The sequence below is a fragment of the uncultured Maricaulis sp. genome (assembly GCF_905480005.1).
Taxonomy (GTDB): Bacteria; Pseudomonadota; Alphaproteobacteria; order Caulobacterales; family Maricaulaceae; genus Maricaulis.
The window spans coordinates 1-16,488 of the sequence record NZ_CAJQOO010000014.1 but is presented as its reverse complement, the minus strand read 5'-3'; the positions used below and the strand labels follow the sequence as shown (position 1 = coordinate 16,488).

At 64.6% G+C, this 16,488-nt stretch carries 17 protein-coding genes and 1 riboswitch; of the genes, 9 read left to right on the top strand and 8 right to left on the bottom strand.

The window, feature by feature from the left end; genetic code table 11:
• The 5 genes from QZ266_RS02415 to QZ266_RS02395 all read right to left on the bottom strand — a co-directional run.
• On the bottom strand, nucleotides 1–596 hold a 596-nt coding region (locus tag QZ266_RS02415; RefSeq protein ID WP_295691356.1), incomplete at its 3' end, for an MBL fold metallo-hydrolase.
• Between the two features lie 78 nt (nucleotides 597–674).
• Nucleotides 675–778, bottom strand: a riboswitch (TPP riboswitch).
• Between the two features lie 58 nt (nucleotides 779–836).
• Complete coding sequence (locus QZ266_RS02410; RefSeq protein ID WP_295691354.1) at nucleotides 837–1,235, bottom strand: hypothetical protein; 399 nt, start codon at nucleotides 1,233–1,235, stop codon at nucleotides 837–839.
• A gap of 99 nt (nucleotides 1,236–1,334) precedes the next feature.
• Nucleotides 1,335–2,852, bottom strand: coding sequence for a serine hydrolase (locus QZ266_RS02405; RefSeq protein WP_295691353.1), 1,518 nt, complete (start codon nucleotides 2,850–2,852; stop codon nucleotides 1,335–1,337).
• Nucleotides 2,853–2,959: 107 nt separating this feature from the next.
• Nucleotides 2,960–3,739, bottom strand: a complete 780-nt coding sequence (locus QZ266_RS02400; protein WP_295691351.1) for an AraC family transcriptional regulator — start codon at nucleotides 3,737–3,739, stop codon at nucleotides 2,960–2,962.
• A 93-nt stretch (nucleotides 3,740–3,832) separates the two neighbouring features.
• Nucleotides 3,833–4,357, bottom strand: coding sequence for a hypothetical protein (locus QZ266_RS02395; protein WP_295691349.1), 525 nt, complete (start codon nucleotides 4,355–4,357; stop codon nucleotides 3,833–3,835).
• A gap of 181 nt (nucleotides 4,358–4,538) precedes the next feature.
• Between QZ266_RS02395 and QZ266_RS02390 the strand changes: the two genes are divergently transcribed.
• Nucleotides 4,539–5,642, top strand: coding sequence for an acyltransferase (locus tag QZ266_RS02390; protein ID WP_295691347.1), 1,104 nt, complete (start codon nucleotides 4,539–4,541; stop codon nucleotides 5,640–5,642).
• 66 nt (nucleotides 5,643–5,708) lie between these two features.
• Nucleotides 5,709–6,260 (top strand): hypothetical protein, encoded by a 552-nt coding sequence (locus QZ266_RS02385; RefSeq protein WP_295691345.1) that lies wholly within the window; start codon nucleotides 5,709–5,711, stop codon nucleotides 6,258–6,260.
• A gap of 16 nt (nucleotides 6,261–6,276) precedes the next feature.
• Here QZ266_RS02385 and QZ266_RS02380 read toward each other — a convergent pair whose 3' ends face one another.
• Nucleotides 6,277–7,566, bottom strand: coding sequence for an adenylosuccinate synthase (locus tag QZ266_RS02380; RefSeq protein WP_295691343.1), 1,290 nt, complete (start codon nucleotides 7,564–7,566; stop codon nucleotides 6,277–6,279).
• Nucleotides 7,567–7,731: 165 nt separating this feature from the next.
• Here QZ266_RS02380 and QZ266_RS02375 point away from each other — a divergent pair, with 165 nt between their 5' ends.
• On the top strand, nucleotides 7,732–8,313 hold the full coding sequence (locus QZ266_RS02375) for a hypothetical protein (RefSeq protein WP_295691341.1): 582 nt from the start codon (nucleotides 7,732–7,734) through the stop codon (nucleotides 8,311–8,313).
• 16 nt (nucleotides 8,314–8,329) lie between these two features.
• Here QZ266_RS02375 and QZ266_RS02370 read toward each other — a convergent pair whose 3' ends face one another.
• Together QZ266_RS02370 and rpmB are read right to left on the bottom strand one after the other, a co-directional pair.
• Nucleotides 8,330–10,069 carry an amidohydrolase gene (locus tag QZ266_RS02370; RefSeq protein ID WP_295691339.1) on the bottom strand — a complete coding sequence of 580 codons (1,740 nt, stop codon included), beginning with the start codon at nucleotides 10,067–10,069 and terminating at the stop codon, nucleotides 8,330–8,332.
• A 106-nt stretch (nucleotides 10,070–10,175) separates the two neighbouring features.
• The gene (gene rpmB, locus QZ266_RS02365) at nucleotides 10,176–10,460 is read right to left on the bottom strand and encodes a 50S ribosomal protein L28 (protein WP_295691337.1); all 285 of its coding nucleotides are present in this window, start codon (nucleotides 10,458–10,460) and stop codon (nucleotides 10,176–10,178) included.
• A gap of 190 nt (nucleotides 10,461–10,650) precedes the next feature.
• Here rpmB and QZ266_RS02360 point away from each other — a divergent pair, with 190 nt between their 5' ends.
• The 6 genes from QZ266_RS02360 to QZ266_RS02335 all read left to right on the top strand — a co-directional run bounded on the left by QZ266_RS02360 (nucleotide 10,651) and on the right by QZ266_RS02335 (nucleotide 16,231).
• The gene (locus tag QZ266_RS02360; protein ID WP_295691335.1) at nucleotides 10,651–11,475 is read left to right on the top strand and encodes a DUF3108 domain-containing protein; all 825 of its coding nucleotides are present in this window, start codon (nucleotides 10,651–10,653) and stop codon (nucleotides 11,473–11,475) included.
• Between the two features lie 75 nt (nucleotides 11,476–11,550).
• Nucleotides 11,551–14,310: a helicase-related protein gene (locus QZ266_RS02355; RefSeq protein WP_295691333.1), complete on the top strand. Its 2,760-nt coding sequence runs from the start codon at nucleotides 11,551–11,553 to the stop codon at nucleotides 14,308–14,310.
• 10 nt (nucleotides 14,311–14,320) lie between these two features.
• The gene (locus tag QZ266_RS02350) at nucleotides 14,321–14,629 is read left to right on the top strand and encodes an RNA-binding S4 domain-containing protein (RefSeq protein WP_295691332.1); all 309 of its coding nucleotides are present in this window, start codon (nucleotides 14,321–14,323) and stop codon (nucleotides 14,627–14,629) included.
• Nucleotides 14,622–15,071 (top strand): TerB family tellurite resistance protein, encoded by a 450-nt coding sequence (locus QZ266_RS02345; protein WP_295691330.1) that lies wholly within the window; start codon nucleotides 14,622–14,624, stop codon nucleotides 15,069–15,071. Before QZ266_RS02350 ends, QZ266_RS02345 begins: the two co-directional genes overlap by 8 nt.
• Nucleotides 15,072–15,159: 88 nt before the next feature.
• Nucleotides 15,160–15,501 carry a ferredoxin FdxA gene (gene fdxA / locus QZ266_RS02340; protein ID WP_295691329.1) on the top strand — a complete coding sequence of 114 codons (342 nt, stop codon included), beginning with the start codon at nucleotides 15,160–15,162 and terminating at the stop codon, nucleotides 15,499–15,501.
• 220 nt (nucleotides 15,502–15,721) lie between these two features.
• Nucleotides 15,722–16,231, top strand: coding sequence for a CarD family transcriptional regulator (locus QZ266_RS02335; protein ID WP_295691327.1), 510 nt, complete (start codon nucleotides 15,722–15,724; stop codon nucleotides 16,229–16,231).
• Nucleotides 16,232–16,488 lie beyond the last annotated feature (257 nt).

Below are 16,488 nucleotides of genomic sequence, written 5' to 3'. Positions count from 1 at the left end.
GCTTCGCCATTGAGCGTGACGCGGTGGGCCATGTTCTGGATGCCCGCCCGTCCCGGCCCGCCGGCATGGGGGATGTGCACGGTCTCGACGCGAATGGCGCCCTCGATACCGTCCGCCGCGAGGACAAGCTCCTGCGGGCTGGCGATGAAGGGCAAAGCCTGGATGCGCGCCTCGAAGGCCTCATCCCAGCCCTCCGCCGCCTGCATGTCCAGCCGCGCCTGCCACGGTCCGACCAGGATCACGTCGGGATGGGCGGCGAGATAGGCATTGACGGCACCGGCGTCGAAATGATCGCCATGGACATGGCTGACAAAGACCGCATCGACCCCGTCATAGGGCGGTGCCCCGGCCATGATCGCCGCGCGCACATCCGGCGCCACCAGCGGATAGCCATAGGAGACGCTGAACAGGGGATCGAACAGGATGCGGGTCTCGCCGGCCGAGACCAGGATGGCCTCATTGGCGAGGAAATGCGCGGTGGCGGGGTCGTCTTCGGACGGGTGGGCAAAAGCGGGCGCAGCCGAAAGGGTCGACGCACACGTCGACGCACACAGGGCGGTCGCCAGTCGCAGGGCAGAGCCAGGAAATCTCATCATCGCCGCCTCATCTCGCTCGCAGGCGGTCAGACGGCAGCGGCCAGAAAGCCAGGGCCCGGCCCACAGGCGTACCCGTGGCGCGAAGGCCTGCTCCATCCCGACGCCGGCATGACCCGGATCCGGTCCTAAGGGTGATGTCTCAGTCCTGCCACACCATCAGCAGGACACCCCTTGGAACTGTTGCGCGCAGCGTGGACGGGACGCGCTGATTTGGCAAGCGGCGCCGTGCGCCATTTCCTGTCAGCCGGTCAGCCCCAGATACAGCCCGCCAACCCCGAGAAGGGCGATCATGACCGCCCAGATCCGCATCATCGCGGGGCGGGCGACAAAGGCTTCATAGACGCCCATCAGGGCGGGCGGGGCGATGATCAGGAAGACACCCTTGATCAGGGCAATCCAGCCGATCACGCGGACCAGCATTGCCTCGCCGCCGGGCGCGGCGCCCAGCGTTGCCAGAACCAGGACGCCGGAGGCAAAGGCCAGGACGCCACCGAAGAAGCGGAGCAGGAAACTCTCGCGCATCTCCGTCACCATGCCGGCCATGCGGTCGGCCTGGACGAAGACGCCGATCCCGGCAATCAGGAAATAGAGGCCGAAAACACGCAGCCAGAAATCACTCATGGACGCTGTATCAAACACGGGCAAATCCTCCCTGTTCAAAGCCTCAGCATCGCAGATTGAGGCGCGACCGGCCATGTGACCCATCGTCACCGGCCCGCCGAGCCCCCACAATTTGCCCTATTGGCGCGTATAGACGTCCTCGCCCCAGCTGACCCGGACAAGCTCACCGGCATCATCGCGCTCGAAGCTGAAGGCCTGCAGCTCGTCATAGGGATCCGCCTGGCCGGCAAAGAGATCGGGCCGCGCCGGCGTCAATCCGTACTGCCTGTCGCCCCATTGAACGACGAGGCCGGCGCCTTCCACCCTGATATCCACGTCAAGATAGGGCTCGCCCGTCGACCAGGTTCCGGCATAGGCGGTCAATTCCTCCGCATCCGGCGCCCAGGTCCAGCCGCCCCAGCTTTCATCCGCGCGCATCTCGGCCTGCTGTTCCTGGCGGTATCCGAGATAGCGCCCGACCCGCTGCGGGTATTGCTCGACACGGATCTGGCGCATGCGCGCTGCCGTCTCGTGCTCGGTGAGGAACTGGAAATACATGTTGATCGTTCGGCTTGTCAGCCAGCCGGTCATATTGTCGGAATTCGAGAAGGCCGCGACGCCAACACCGAGGTCGGGCGAGAAGGCCATCTGCGTGCGCATGCCGGTATAGCCGCCGCCATGGACATAGAAGTCATGCCCCTCGAAGTCGCAGATATTCCAGCCCAGCGCGTAGTGCGAACAGGGCAGCTCAGCGGCGTTGCGCCGGTCCTGCTGGTGCGTCTCGACATAGCCGGTCTGGGCTTCGCGCACCATGTCCGCGGTAATGCCGGACCCGTCGGGACCTTCACCGCGCAATTGCAGCTGCAGCCAGAGCGCCATGTCATCAGCCGAGGTCACCAGTCCACCCGCCGATTGCATCATCGGGTCCGTCTTCGGGCGGATTTCGTACCAGCCTTCCTGCTCACCCATCCAGAAATGCGACCAGGACAAATCGTCCAGCGAGAAGTCGGATGTGCGCGCAGATGTGTGCGTCATGTCCAGCGGATCGATAATGGATTGATCGAGCCAGTCCTGCCAGGACCGCCCCGTCGCTGTTTCCAGGATGGCGCCGTAGATGTTGAAACCGAGATTGCTGTAGTCGAAGCCGGGCTCGCGGACCTGCGAATGCGCTTCGATCATGCGCGGATAATCGGCCGGGTCGATTCTCGCCGCATAGGCCTCGACGGTGGGGATGACAGAATTGTCGATTGGCACCTGATGCGTAATGAGATCGCGCAGCGTCCAGTCCGACGCGCTCAACTCTCCCGGCAATTCCAGATCCGGCCAGTAGTCGGCAATTGTGCTGTCCAGCGGCAGGATGCCCTCGGCGTCCAGGCGCGCGGCCAGAAGGCCCATATAGGCCTTGGTCTGGGAGGCGATATAGATCGGCGTGTCGGTCGTCATCGGCGCGCCGCTCGACGCCCGCCGCTCGCCCTGGACATGACGCATCAACACCTCGTCCGCGGTCACCACGACGACGGCATAACCCGGTCCCAGATCCGGGAATTCCGCGAGAAAGGCTTCGAGGCTCTCCACCGCGCCCTCCGGCGTCTCCGCCGGCGCTATGGTGGTCAGGCTCATCGCGGCGACGCTCGCCAGGCTCAGTTTACGCAGCATGCTTGTGTCTCTCCATCAGGCGGCCATGGCTTCGGCCAGTCAGTTGAGGAGTCTAGCGGACGCGCTGCCCGCACGTCTTGAACGCATGTAACCGGCCCTGCACCCGGTCAGGCCGCCAACAGGGCGCGCAAATGGCTGGGCGTCATCCCGGTCTGACGCCGGGCGGCGCGGGTGAAATGGGCCTGGTCGGCAAAGCCGCCTGCCTGCGCCGCGTCGGCGGCACTCTCCCCTTGCATGAGGCCGGATATGGCCCGCCCCAGCTTGCAGCGAAGGCGATAGAGGCTCGGCGGCAGGCCGTATTGGCGGGTAAAGCGGCGCGAGAGATGGACCCGGTGAATGCCCGCCTGCGCGGCCAGTTGCTGCATGTCCGGCTCATCCGGGTCATCGCGCAATTGCTCGCGCACCCGGTTGAGCCAGCGATCGGCAGAGGCTGCCGGGCGACCTGTCGTCTCGCCTTCGCCCTCCAGCGCCCGTCCGGCCAGGTCCGACAGGGCGAGGTCTGCGCTGATCGCTCCATCGTGCAGGGCCACGAGGATGCGTTGGATTTCATGCGAGATTTGCGCACTCGGGGCCGACCAGTCCCAGTCGCCGGGCAGGGTCAGGTCTGTGCACAAAGGCGCGTCCGGTTCGATATTGAGGGCCAGGACCAGCGCTCCGGCCGGTCCATACAGATTGGCATGGGGCAAACCGGCCGGCTTGATGCCGCGACTGATGCGCACAAGCTCGCGGGCGGTGCCGCGGCTCGTTTCGCACATTTCGCCCGACAGCAACCAGGAGAGTTGGTGGGCACGATGTCCATGAACCGGCATCGCCTCTCCCGGATTATACCAGGTCAGGCGCGCCTCCATCCCTGCGCTTTTTGCCAAAACGGTCTGACGTCTCATCATGCCCTCTATTCCGTTGATAGGACAGGGATGCCCGCCACGGCATGATTGGATGATGAAGAGCTGTTAAGATGTCAGTTCCGGCTGATCAAATGGCTAGTTCAATGCCACCCGGCGCGAATGGCAGGCGTCATACAGACCGAGAAAAGCCGTCGCGTCCGTATTGCCGCGGCGACTGGCATCGGTGAGATAGGCGCGCGCGCGATAGGGATCATCAATCCCCTGCCCGTCCGACAGCATCAAACCGGCCAGCAAGGCTGCGAGATCGCCACCCCGCTCGTCGGAGATACGCGTCATCGCTCGCTCGGCCCGTTCCGCCTGACCGGGCCAGGCTGCGGTGGCCAGGGTCAGCTGAGCCAGGGTGCGCGTGTCACCGGCCTGCATCAGGGCACCGCCCCAATAGAAGGCGGCCGCCTGTACCGGCACTTGTCGCTGCACGGCCATGGCATCGAGTTGCTGTTCCATGCCGGCGCTGACACCCCTGAGATAGCTGTCCCGGTGCTGGCCATAGCGCTGGCAGTCCGCTGACTGGGCCTCAGCATCGCCGAGACCAATGACCGCGGCCCCGACCGCCCAGCCAAGGGCCACCATCCACGCAATATTTGTCCGATTTCGGGCCATTTGCCCCTCCCAGATCCACATCTGGCAGGAAACTGGCAGCCCGCTTTTAACTTCGACCCAATTCTGCGCCCCAATATTTCAACAATTTCAATATATTAACCCTAATGCCAGACGGGCGCTGCGAAACTCGCCTCTAGCGCGAAACTTGCAGGGATCGGGGGAGTGGAAAGGCGCGGCGACAATGAAATTCCTGTTTCAAGACGGACATGGCCATCTCGAAGAGAAGTCCAACAACTTCACCGCAATGCGGATCCTGTTCGCGTTATTCGTCCTGTATGGCCACGCATTGATGATCCCGCTCGGCCTGCCCTTTGAGGGCGCCTGGGCTGTTAGCGTGGACTTCATCGTGCAGTGTGCCCTGGACGGATTCTTCATCCTGTCCGGTTACATGATCACCGCGAGCGCCATGAAATCGCGTGATCTCGGTCGTTATGCCAATGCCCGCTTCTTCCGGATTTTCCCGGGTCTCATCGCCACGGCTCTTGTGCTCTGGCTGGTCGTTAGCCCGCTTTTCACCACCTTGCCCATGACCGAGTACTGGGCCAGCTCTCAGACCTGGCTCTTTCCGCTCAAGCTGATCAGCCAGATCGACCCGATGGCCGGCCTGCCGGGCGTGTTCGACGCGTCGCCGATGGGTGAAAACATGAATGGGCCATTGTGGACCATCCGCTATGAGCTGATGGCCTATCTCGGTGTCGGCGTGCTGATGCTGTTCGGTCTCTACCGCCAGAATGCACATGTGCTTGTGTGGACCGCTCTCACCCTGGTGTTCGGCATGCTGGTCGAGACGTTCGGCTATCGCGGTATCGGCGAGGAGACGATCGGAACGCTGGCCCGTTTTGTACCAGCCTTCATGGTCGGCGCCGCCTTCCATGCCGGTCGCCGATATCTGCGCCTGACGCCGGTTTTTGCCGGCCTGGCCATCCTTGCCGCCATCGCCACACACCATCTGCCAATCGGCTGGATGATGCTGGATATCGCCCTGGCCGCCAGCTATCTCCTGATCGGCTATGCCCGCATTCCGGGCCGGATCGGTGAGCAGGTCCGCAATGTCGAGGACGTCTCCTACGGCATTTATATCCTGCACTGGCCGCTCGGCATGATGGCTTTCTCCCTGATGCCTGGCCTGACCACGACAGAATTGGCCATGATCATGTTCCCGCTGGCCGTGATAACCGGCTGGGGATTGCGTGTTCTGGTCGAGAAGCCGGCCATGGCCCTGCGGGCGCGGATGAGCGGTCGGCAGCCTGCCGCCACGCTGGCCACGCCGGCACAGGCAGGCTGAAACACCCGGGACTGGAAATCACTCCCGAAACGTGCAGAACTCATGATCGCACGTTCGGGGGGACGCATGGACACGCCGAAAAACTACCTGTCAATTGATGGCAACAAGGTCATGGCGCCGACCGCCGAACGCCAGGCGGAGCTTGAGGCCGCCAGCGGCGAGAGCGAAGACGCCTTCGATATTTCAACGCCGGAAAAGGCCCATGAAAGCCTGCGGCCGGGCATCATCATTCTGGCCGTCCATGCCGGATACCGGGCGGTTGTCGGCGTTCTGGGGCTCGCCGCACTCGGCCCGGCGCTTGCGACGGGCGGTGTGGGCGCCCTGCTGGGGCTCGGCCTCACCGCAGGCCTCCTGCTCGTCCCGGCTCTGATTTCAGGCGGTCTTGCCTGGGGCATTTACCGGCATTCGCGGATTGCAAGCATTGCCGCGATCATCTGGGCGCTCGTGCTCTGCATCGCACCGATTGCCCTTCTGGTCGGCGGCCTGCCACTTGGCGCGCTGCTGCCACTCCTGTTCAACGCGGCCATGCTGACCACGCTGGCCTGGGCGACCATGGCCAATTTCGCCTGGCACCGCTTCCAGCGCGGCGACCTGGCCGATCCCGACGTCTTTGACTGAGCGGGTCCGCTCCGGATCAGCTCCGGAAGGGGTCCTGCATCAGGATCACATCCTCGCGCTCCGGCGAGGTCGAGACCAGGGCGATCGGACATTCGATCAGCTCTTCGATGCGGCGCACATATTTGACCGCTTCGGCCGGCAGATCGGCCCAGGAGCGGGCACCGGCGGTTGAGCCGTCCCAGCCCTGCAGCTCTTCATAGACCGGCTTGGCCTTGGCCTGGGCTTCCTTGCCGGCAGGCAGATGGTCGAGGCGCTCGCCATCGACCTCATAGGCGACACAGACCTTGATCGTCTTGAAGCCGTCGAGCACGTCGAGCTTGGTCAGGGCGACGCCATGCACGCCGCCGACCTGCAGCGTCTGACGGGTGATGACGGCATCGAACCAGCCACAGCGACGCTTGCGACCGGTGACCACGCCGAATTCATGCCCGCGCTCACCGAGCATCTGGCCGTCTGCATCGTGCAGTTCGGTCGGGAAAGGACCCTCGCCGACGCGGGTCATATAGGCCTTGGCAATGCCCAGGACATAACCGACATCGCGCGGCCCGACACCGGTCCCGGCCGAGGCCTGGCCGGACACGGTGTTGGAGGAGGTGACGAAGGGATAGGTGCCGTGATCGACGTCCAGCAGGGCGCCCTGGGCGCCTTCAAACAGGACTTTCTGATCCGACTTGATGGCGTCCTTCAGGACGCGCCAGACCGGTGCCGCATAGGGCAGGATTTTCGGCGCGATCTCGGTCAGCTCGGCGACCAGGGTCTCGGCGCTGTATTCGGCATGGCCCAGACCACGGCGCAGGGCATTGTGGTGGTGGAGGATGTCCTTGACCCGCGCCTCGAGGGCGGCCGGGTCGGCCAGGTCGATGACGCGGACGGCGCGCCGACCGACCTTGTCCTCATAGGCCGGGCCGATACCACGACGCGTCGTGCCGATCGGCTCGCCATCATCACGGTTCTCGCGCAGGGCATCGAGCTCGCGGTGGATGGGCAGGATCAGGGTGGCAGTCTCGGAAATCTTGACCACATCCGGGGTGATCATCACGCCCTGCTCGGCGATGCGATCAACCTCGGCCACGAAGGCCCAGGGATCAACGACCACGCCATTGCCGATGACCGACAACTTGCCGCGAACGACACCGGAGGGGAGCAGGGAGAGCTTGTAGACATTTTCGCCGACAACGAGGGTATGGCCGGCATTGTGACCGCCCTGGAAACGGGCGACCACATCGGCGCGGTGCGACAGCCAGTCGACCAGCTTGCCCTTGCCCTCATCGCCCCACTGGGCACCCACCACGGTAACATTGGCCATGAAAGCCTCCTCGCCTGCGGGTCCGCACGCGCGCGAGCCCTGTCCGCGGGCCGATTATTTGTCACGAAGCCGTTATTTGGGCCAGACCCGTTTGCAGGAATACGGTGGATTGAGTAGCCTCGTGCGCAGAAAGATGCTGGGGAGCACGATCCAAGGGGATAAACCATGGTTTCAGCAAAATCCGTTCTCATCGCCGCCAGCTTCGGCCTCCTGGCCACGAGCTCGAGCGTTGCCCAGACCGCCAGCCCGACGCCCGACGCCTGCGTCGGGGCGCCCTGGGACGCCTTCGATTTCTGGGTCGGGACATGGAATGTCTACGCCCCGGACAGTGGCGACACGCCCGGCCCCTATCTCGGCCATAACGAGATCCGGCGCATCAATGGCGGCTGCCTGGTGACCGAACACTGGGTCGGCGCCAGCGGCAATGTCGGCGACAGTCTCAATGTCCATGACCCCCTGGTCGGCGAATGGCGCCAGGTCTGGATGAGCAATGGCTGGTATATCGACTATACCGGCGGGCTTGATGATGACGGCGCCATGGTCCTGACCGGCGAGGCCTACACGATCCCGACCGACACCCGCGCCCCGCTGCGCGGGACCTGGACCCCCAATGCCGACGGCACCGTCACCCAGCGTTTCGAGCAGGGTGATCCGGAGGGCAATTGGACGACGGTTTTTGTGGGACTCTACGTGCCCGAATCAGACGATCCCCGCGCCGCAGAAGCCGCCACCGCACGCGGCGAATAGCGCCGCTGGCTACGCCCTACTCCCCGTGATGGAAACTGTCCGGGCTCTCATACACGACCTCGCCATCGACCACGGTCATCCACGCTTCGACGGTGAGAATCTCCGCTTCCGGGATGGTCATGATGTCGGCGGAGAAGACCGTGAAGTCGGCGCGCATGCCGACGGCAATCGTGCCGAGATCGTCCTCGCGGAAGGAGGCATGGGCCGGCCAGGCGGTAAAGAGTTTGAGCGCGTCCTCACGTGAGAGCGCCTCTTCCGCGTGCCAGTTCGCGCCCTGGAAACCGGACAGGTCTGCGCGGGCCACAGCGGCATAGAACTCGATCCGCGGATCACCCTGTTCGACCGGCGCGTCCGAACCGCCTGTGACGTGGGCACCGGCATCGAGCAGGCTCTGCCAGGCATAGGCGCCGACCAGACGGTCATCACCCAGCCGGTCCGGTGCGAAATGCAAATCGCCGATGGCGTGGCTGGGCTGGAAGGAGGCAATCACGCCCAGTTCGGCAAAGCGCGGGATGTCGGCCGGATCAATAATCTGGCTGTGCTCGTCACGCCAGCGCGGATCGGCCAGCGCCCATTCCTCCTCCGGCACCTGGGCACGGGCTTCCTCGACCCAGTCCAGGAGGTAGCGATTCCCCCGATCACCGATCGCATGGACATTCATCTGGATGCCCTGACGCAGCGCGTCGGTGAAGAGGCCGATCGTCTCGTCGGCTTCCGCGATGGCAAGGCCGGAGGTTTCCGGACGGTCGGCATAGGGCTCCAGAAGGGCCGCCCCGCGCGAGCCGAGCGCACCATCCATATAGAGTTTCACCGCGCGCGTGATGACACGCCCGTCGGCAACATAGCGGCGCCCACCGGCCGCCAGCGGCGCATACCCTTCCGGTCCCACCGAGAGATAGCTGCGCAGGGGCAGTTCACCACTGATCGCGAGGTCTTCGATGATCGGCACGATGGACCACGGCACCGACATGTCATGGGCCCCGGTCCAGCCCAGGCTGACCAGACGCTGTGCGCCCTCGGCATAGGTCTCGCGGACGACTTCCGGAGACGGCGCCTCGACCAGGGAAGACATCGCGCCCATGGCGGTGTCGACCAGGAGGCCGGTCGGTTCGCCGGTCTCGTCAAACAGGATCTCCCCGCCGGACGGGGCGACGCTGTCGCGGGTGATGCCCACGGCGTCCAGAGCCGCACTATTGGCGATCAGGGCATGCCCGTCGGCACGGCGCAGGATGACAGGATTGTCCGGCGAGACCGGGTCGAGATCCTGACGGGTCGGGAAACGGTCTTCCGGCCAATGCGTCTCGATCCAGCCGCGCCCGCTCAGCGTCGCGCCCGCCGGCGTGTCGGCAATCGCCGCCTCGACGCTGGCGACCAGATCGGCAATCGACGTGACACTGTCCAGATTGAGCGTGCGCTCGCGCTGGCCGACGCCATAGACATGGATATGGCTGTCAGTGAAGCCGGGATACATTGCGCCGCCATTGAGATCGACAAGGCGGGTTTCCTCGCCAATCCAGGCCTGGGCGGCCGCGTCGTCACCGACGAAGGCAATCCGGTTGCCGCGCACGGCGACGGCCTGAACCATGGGCTGGTCATCCACGGCGGTGTAGATCGAGCCGCCCCAGATCACGAGGTCCGCGACATTGCTGGCCGGCGCTTCATTGCCGCCTTCATCGACCGGTTCAACCGGCTCGGTCTGGCCACAGCCGGCCAGGGCCAGAACTGACAATGAAATCATCCAGTGATTGGCGCGCATGAAAAAGCCTCCCCGCTTGTTGGCCGGGAGGCTAGCGCGCGTCTTCACACACGACAACGCCCGCGACAGGCCGCGGGCGTTGTTAATTCGTCAGCACCTGGCTGGCTTAAGCCACCATCGCCTTTTTCAGGTCGCGCTTGATCTTCAGGGCCTTGTCCGAGAGCTTCTCGTCACGGGCCTTGAGGAGGAAGGCATCCAGACCGCCGACATGATCGACAGACCGCAGCGCCTTGGCGGCAACGCGCAGCTTGTAACCACGACCCAGCTTTTCCGAAGCGAGGGTCACGTCACAAAGGTTCGGCAGAAAACGGCGGCGGGACTTGTTCTGAGCGTGAGAAACATTGTTTCCCGTCAAAACGCCAGTTCCCGTCAGTTCGCAACGACGCGCCATAGTCGCACCTTTCAAATATAAAAATCCGTGCACACCGGTATTGCGACCAGTGCGAGAGCGGGCGAGATAAAGGAGGGGAGGCGGGCCGTCAAGCTTGCCGCGTTCATCTTGCAGCGGGTTTCGATCAGTTATTGCAGTTAGGTGGACAAATGCGTTAGGGCCTCGGGGGCTCGAACTTGGAGAGTAGATCGTGAAAAAGACATGGATTTACGGGGCTATGGCCGCGGGCCTCCTGGCCTGCACTGCGACCGTTGCTGCCGATGATGCTGCTGACGCTGGCGCCGAGGTGGATTCCGCAGCTGCGATACAGGGCGTCACCGTTCAGTATGCCGGCTCGGTCATGGTGTTCCAGGTCGCCAATATCGTGGTGTCCGGTCAATTCGCCGAGGATACCTACCAGGCCTCGGCCCGATTCACCGCTGCCGGGCTTGCCGCGCTGTTCACCGATGCCGATATCGAGGCCGGCGTCAGTGGCTATCGCGATGACAATCAGCTGCGTCCCTGGCGCTATAGTCACCTCAATCATGCCAGTTCCAAGAATCGCATTGTCGGGATCGATTTCCCCGACGGTGTCGCCATGCCGGACATTAATCCGCCCTTCGGCTCGATGGGTGAACCGCCGGCGACCGATGAAGAACGCGCCGGGGCCGCCGACCCGCTCTCCGCCCTGCTCGCCATGGGTCTGGGTGCCGTGGCCCGCGGCGAGAGCCATTGCTCGGGCCGCTTGCCGGTCTTTGATGGCCGGGCCCGCTATAATCTGCGCTTCGAGGATGGCGGGACGGACCGGGTCCGCACTCGCGCCTGGTCCGGTGAGGCGCTGGTCTGCCACGCCTATTACGAGCCCGTCTCGGGCTATGAGGCGGACGAATATCCGTCCGACGAGGATATTTCACGGCCCATCACCTTCTGGCTCGCGCCCGTCCACGACGGCGATGTCCACATCCCGGTGCGCATCCGGACCAATGCCGGTTTTGGCGGCGCGACGATCGTGGCACGCTCCATCGAGGAAAATTGACAACCTCTCCCCTCGCCAAGTGCGCGCGGATTGCCTAGGTCTGCCAGTAGCACCTGTGCGTGAAGGAGTTGCGGGATGACGTCCCACCGCAACGATCCTGGGCAGATCACCGCTGCCCTTGGTCCCACCAATACCGGCAAGACGCATCTCGCCGTCGAGCGCATGCTGGGGCGTGCCTCCGGCATGATCGGCCTGCCCCTGCGCCTTCTGGCGCGGGAGATCTATGACCGGGTGGTCAAGGCCAAGGGCGTGGGCGCCGCCGCCCTGATCACCGGCGAAGAAAAGATCGTGCCGCCCTCGGCGCGCTATTTCATCTGCACGGTGGAATCCATGCCGGTGGAAAAGCGGGTCGCCTTTGTCGCCGTCGACGAGATCCAGCTGGGTGCCGACCCTGAGCGCGGCCATGTCTTCACGGACCGGCTCCTGCGCGCGCGCGGTTATGAGGAGACCATGCTGCTGGGCGCCGGCACCATGTATCGCATGGTCCGCGAGCTGGTACCGGAAGCAGAGATCACCTTCCGCGAACGCTTCTCCCAGCTCTCCTATGGCGGTCCGGCCAAGCTGACCCGTCTGCCGCGACGTTCCGCCGTCGTCGCCTTCTCGGCGGAGGCGGTCTACGCGATTGCCGAATTGCTGCGTCGCCGACGCGGCGGCGCGGCGGTGGTGATGGGCGGCCTGTCGCCCCGCACCCGCAATGCCCAGGTCGAGCTCTACCAGTCCGGCGAAGTCGACTTCCTGGTCGCGACCGACGCCATCGGCATGGGGCTGAACATGGATATCGACCATGTCGCCTTCGCCGAGAGCCGCAAGTTCGACGGTCGCCGCCGACGCCGGCTGACCGCCGCCGAACTGGCCCAGATTGCCGGACGGGCGGGTCGCTTTCGCAATGACGGGACATTTGGCGAGACGGCGGATTGCCGCCCCTTCGATCCCGATCTGGTTGAAGCCGTGGAAAGTCACCGCTTTGCACCGGTCGAGCGCCTGCAATGGCGCAATCCCGATCTCGACGACACTTCGCTGGAAGCCCTGCAATACACGCTCGGCAGACCCTCACGCGATCCGGCACTGGAACGCGTTGGCGAGGCCTCCGACGAGCGGGCGCTGGGCGTGCTCTCCAGTGACCGCGAGATTCGCGACCGTGCGACCTCGCCGGCCGCCGTGCGGCGATTGTGGGATGCCTGCCGCCTGCCGGATTTCCGCAAGGCAACGCTGGATGCCCATGCCCGCCTGATCAAGTCGATCTACATGCATCTGACCGGTCCGGGCAGCCGCCTGCCGGACGACTGGATGAACGGACAGCTCGCCCGTTTCCGCAAGACGTCCGGCGATGTCGACGCCCTCGCCGCCCGCCTCGCCCATGTACGGACCTGGGCCTATGCCGCGCACCGCTCCGACTGGACCCGCGACCCGGGACACTGGCGCGGCGTGACCCGCGAAATCGAGGATCGCCTGTCCGACGCCTTGCACGAAAGACTGATGCAGCGCTTCGTGGATCGGCGCACCAGCGCGCTGGTCAAGGGACTGCGTGATGAAAGAGACTTGCTGGCCGGGGTCGCCAGCAATGGGGAGGTTACGGTAGAAGGCCATTTCGTCGGTCGTCTGGCCGGCCTGACATTCAAACCCGATGCGGACGGTCGCGAACTGGCTGCCCGGACCCTGAAATCCGCAGCGCTGCGTGCCTTGCGACCTGAGATCAACAGACGGCTGGGAGCCCTGGCGAAAACCAAGATGGAAGACCTGACCTTTTCCGATGACGGCAAGATCAGCTGGGGCGGCGATGACGTTGCCCAGCTCATTCCAGGCCCGACCCCGCTGAAACCCGCCGTCAAACTGCTGGGCGGCGACCTTGGTGCGGCCGAGGCCCAGTCGCGTGCCCGTGCCGGCCTCGAAGCCGGCCTGACGGCCCATATCGAGACCCAGCTCGCGCCCTTGTTCAAACTGCGCGATGCCGGCCAGTCCGACGACATGCCCGGTCTCGCCCGCGGTCTCGCCTGGCGGCTCTATGAAGCCGGTGGCGCCCTGCCTCGTCACGATATCAGCGATGATGTGCGCAATCTGTCCCAGGTCGAGCGGCGCTCCCTGCGCGCGGCCGGCGTGCGGATCGGCGAGCACATGATCTACGTGCCCGAACTGGTCAAACCGGCCCGGGCCCGGCTCAACGCCCTGCTGCACGCCATCGCCGCCGGCCGAACCGATCTCGCCTGGCTGCCCGCGCCGGGCCTGACGTCGGTCGCCAATGACCGCTCGCGAACCCGCGCCGAATACGCCGCCATCGGCTTCCAGCCCTGCGGGCCACGCGCCGTGCGTTTCGACATGCTGGAACGCCTGGCCGATACGCTGCGCGAAGCCGGCAAGGATGACGGGCCCGGCTTCCCGCTGACCGCCGACATGACCGCACTGCTGGGCTGTTCCGTCGAGGATATTCGCGGCACGCTGACCGAGCTGGGCTATCGCCGCATCCAGAAGGGCCCCGACCCGGAAAAGGCCGAGGGCGAGCGCTGGGACCGGCGCCGTCGCAAGCATGCCGGCCAGCGCGGCGCACCGCGAAAGCCCGCTGCCCGCGCTGCCGAGCCTGTCATCCCCTCCGACAGCCCTTTCGCCGCCCTGGCGGAACTGGCCCTGCCGGAACAGCCCAAGCGCAAGCCACGCCCGCCGCGCAAGCGCCGCAAGGACAAGCCCAAGGCCGACACGGCCCAGGCTGCGACCCAGGCGACAGCTAAGGCGACGAGTCAGGCCGAGGCGGGCGCCAGGGCAGACACCCCATCGAAGTCCGAGGCAGCGGCGCCGGCCGAAACCTCCCCGGTCGCGGATGCAAAACCCGACACCAAGGCATGACGGCACGGCGATGAGCGAAACCGGTGAGGCGATCCGCATTGATATCTGGCTCTGGCATGCGCGCCAGTTCAAGACGCGCAGCCTCGCCACAATGGGGGTCCAGAAGGGTCGTCTGCGGCTGACCAGCGCCGGAACGACCCGTCGGATCAGCAAGCCCTCCGCCCTGGTGCGCGCAGGAGACACATTGACCCTGCCGCGCAATGGCCGGATCGTACGACTTCAAATCCTCGCCCTGGGCACGCGTCGCGGTCCGGCTTCGGAAGCGCAGGCGCTCTACCGGGAAGTCGAGGATGAACAGACGGAAGCCAGCCATGTTTGACACCCTCCGCAGCTTTTTCACCCCGACCGAAGCCGATCTGCGTCCGGAAACCGATCCGCATGTTGCCGCCTGCACCCTGCTGGTGGAGGCCGCCCTGGCCGATGGCATTTATGCCGATTGCGAACAGGACCAGATCCGCACCATTCTCGGCAGCGCCTTCGGCCTGTCCGAGGCCCGCGTCGCCTTCGTGCTGGAGCAGGGAGAAGAACTGGCCGAGAGCGCCGTCGATCACCACCGCTTCACCAAGGTGGTGAAAGCCTGCCTGTCGCGTCAGGAGCGGATCGGCCTGATCGAACAGCTCTGGCTGGTCGCCCTGGCCGATGGCGAGAAGTCGCCTTTCGAGGAGGCCTTCATCCGCCGGATCGGGCCGCTTCTGGGGATTGAGGACCGGGATCGCATCTTCGCGCGCACACGTGCAGAAGCCAAGCTGCGCACCCGTTGACAAAAACCCCGTCGCAGCCCATGTCCCGCCCGACATACCTGCCCAAGACACCGTTCAAAACCCCGTTCCAAACGAAGTTCCGGCCAACATGACCTATATTGTCACCGACGCCTGCGTGCGCTGCAAATATACGGACTGCGTGGAAGTCTGCCCCGTCGACTGCTTCTATGAAGGCGAGAATTTCCTCGTTATCCATCCCGATGAATGCATCGATTGCGGTGTCTGCGAACCGGAATGCCCCGTCGAGGCGATCAAGCCCGACACCGAGGATGATCCGGACGGCAAGTGGCTGGCCGTGAACTCGAAATTTGCCGAGACCTGGCCCAATATCACGGTTCGCAAGGATGCCCCGGCAGACGCGGATGCAATGGCCGAGGAAAGCGGGAAATACGAGAAATACTTCTCCGAAAAGCCCGGCAGCGGCGACTAGCCCCAAGGGGTTAACCAACGCCTACCATTTGGAAATAGCCGAATTTTGTGCTATGTTCTCGGGATTGATGGGTAGCGCCTGTCGCGCCGCCTGCCTTTCTACACGGTGATTTGCGCGCAGACTTTTCGATCTCAGAGCCGGGTGGGTGCCGGAATTCCTTTGAGAGCGATCTGCGAGCTTTTGTGTTTCCGTGCGAGCAAGGCCCAAAGAGAGAGCATCCATGACGAAAAACGACAAGTCTTTCAAAAAGGGCGACTTTATCGTGTATCCCGCTCACGGCGTTGGCCGCGTGACGGGTGTTGAAAAAGACAGCGTCGCAGGCTTCGACATCGAGGTTTACGTCGTCACCTTCGAACAGGACAAGATGACGCTGCGCGTGCCGACCGCCAAGACCGAAGCGTCGGGCATGCGGCCCCTCTCCAGCGACAAGATCGTCAAGGACGCGCTGAAGACCCTCAAGGGCAAGGCGAAGGTCAAGCGCACCATGTGGAGTCGCCGGGCCCAGGAATACGAAGCCAAGATCAATTCCGGCGACCTGATCCAGATCGCGGAAGTCGTTCGCGACCTGCACCGCGCCGAAGACCAGCCGGAACAGTCCTATTCCGAACGTCAGCTCTATGAGTCAGCGCTGGACCGCATGGTTCGCGAACTGGCCGCGGTTGAGGAAATCGAGCACGAGAAGGCCCGCGAAATGCTGTCCACCTCGCTCGCCAAGAAGGTCGCCGCCTGATCCCCGCGATCAAGCCGCAAGACTGACACGAAACGCCCGGCCTTTTGGTCGGGCGTTTTCCTTTGGGGGGTGCACGCCACCCTGCCCTCATCCCACTTCACGCGGCCCGCGACCTGCTGGCCCCCCCCGGATCGCGGCGATGCCGCGACCGCGGGATGACGGTGGGAAATGCGGGCGGAATTGGCTGGGTGCGCCGTTTAAACATTCACGCCCGGCGCGGGAGTGAGCGGGATTAATTGTGTCTGTCCCGCTTTTTC

Coding starts and splice junctions, on each gene's coding strand:
- QZ266_RS02405 (WP_295691353.1), bottom strand. CDS start 2,852: ATGCTGCGTAAACTGAGCCTGGCGAGCGTCGCCGCGATGAGCCTGACC.
- QZ266_RS02400 (WP_295691351.1), bottom strand. CDS start 3,739: ATGATGAGACGTCAGACCGTTTTGGCAAAAAGCGCAGGGATGGAGGCG.
- QZ266_RS02395 (WP_295691349.1), bottom strand. CDS start 4,357: ATGGCCCGAAATCGGACAAATATTGCGTGGATGGTGGCCCTTGGCTGG.
- QZ266_RS02390 (WP_295691347.1), top strand. CDS start 4,539: ATGAAATTCCTGTTTCAAGACGGACATGGCCATCTCGAAGAGAAGTCC.
- QZ266_RS02385 (WP_295691345.1), top strand. CDS start 5,709: ATGGACACGCCGAAAAACTACCTGTCAATTGATGGCAACAAGGTCATG.
- QZ266_RS02380 (WP_295691343.1), bottom strand. CDS start 7,566: ATGGCCAATGTTACCGTGGTGGGTGCCCAGTGGGGCGATGAGGGCAAG.
- QZ266_RS02375 (WP_295691341.1), top strand. CDS start 7,732: ATGGTTTCAGCAAAATCCGTTCTCATCGCCGCCAGCTTCGGCCTCCTG.
- QZ266_RS02370 (WP_295691339.1), bottom strand. CDS start 10,069: ATGCGCGCCAATCACTGGATGATTTCATTGTCAGTTCTGGCCCTGGCC.
- rpmB (WP_295691337.1), bottom strand. CDS start 10,460: ATGGCGCGTCGTTGCGAACTGACGGGAACTGGCGTTTTGACGGGAAAC.
- QZ266_RS02355 (WP_295691333.1), top strand. CDS start 11,551: ATGACGTCCCACCGCAACGATCCTGGGCAGATCACCGCTGCCCTTGGT.
- QZ266_RS02350 (WP_295691332.1), top strand. CDS start 14,321: ATGAGCGAAACCGGTGAGGCGATCCGCATTGATATCTGGCTCTGGCAT.
- QZ266_RS02345 (WP_295691330.1), top strand. CDS start 14,622: ATGTTTGACACCCTCCGCAGCTTTTTCACCCCGACCGAAGCCGATCTG.
- fdxA (WP_295691329.1), top strand. CDS start 15,160: ATGACCTATATTGTCACCGACGCCTGCGTGCGCTGCAAATATACGGAC.
- QZ266_RS02335 (WP_295691327.1), top strand. CDS start 15,722: ATGACGAAAAACGACAAGTCTTTCAAAAAGGGCGACTTTATCGTGTAT.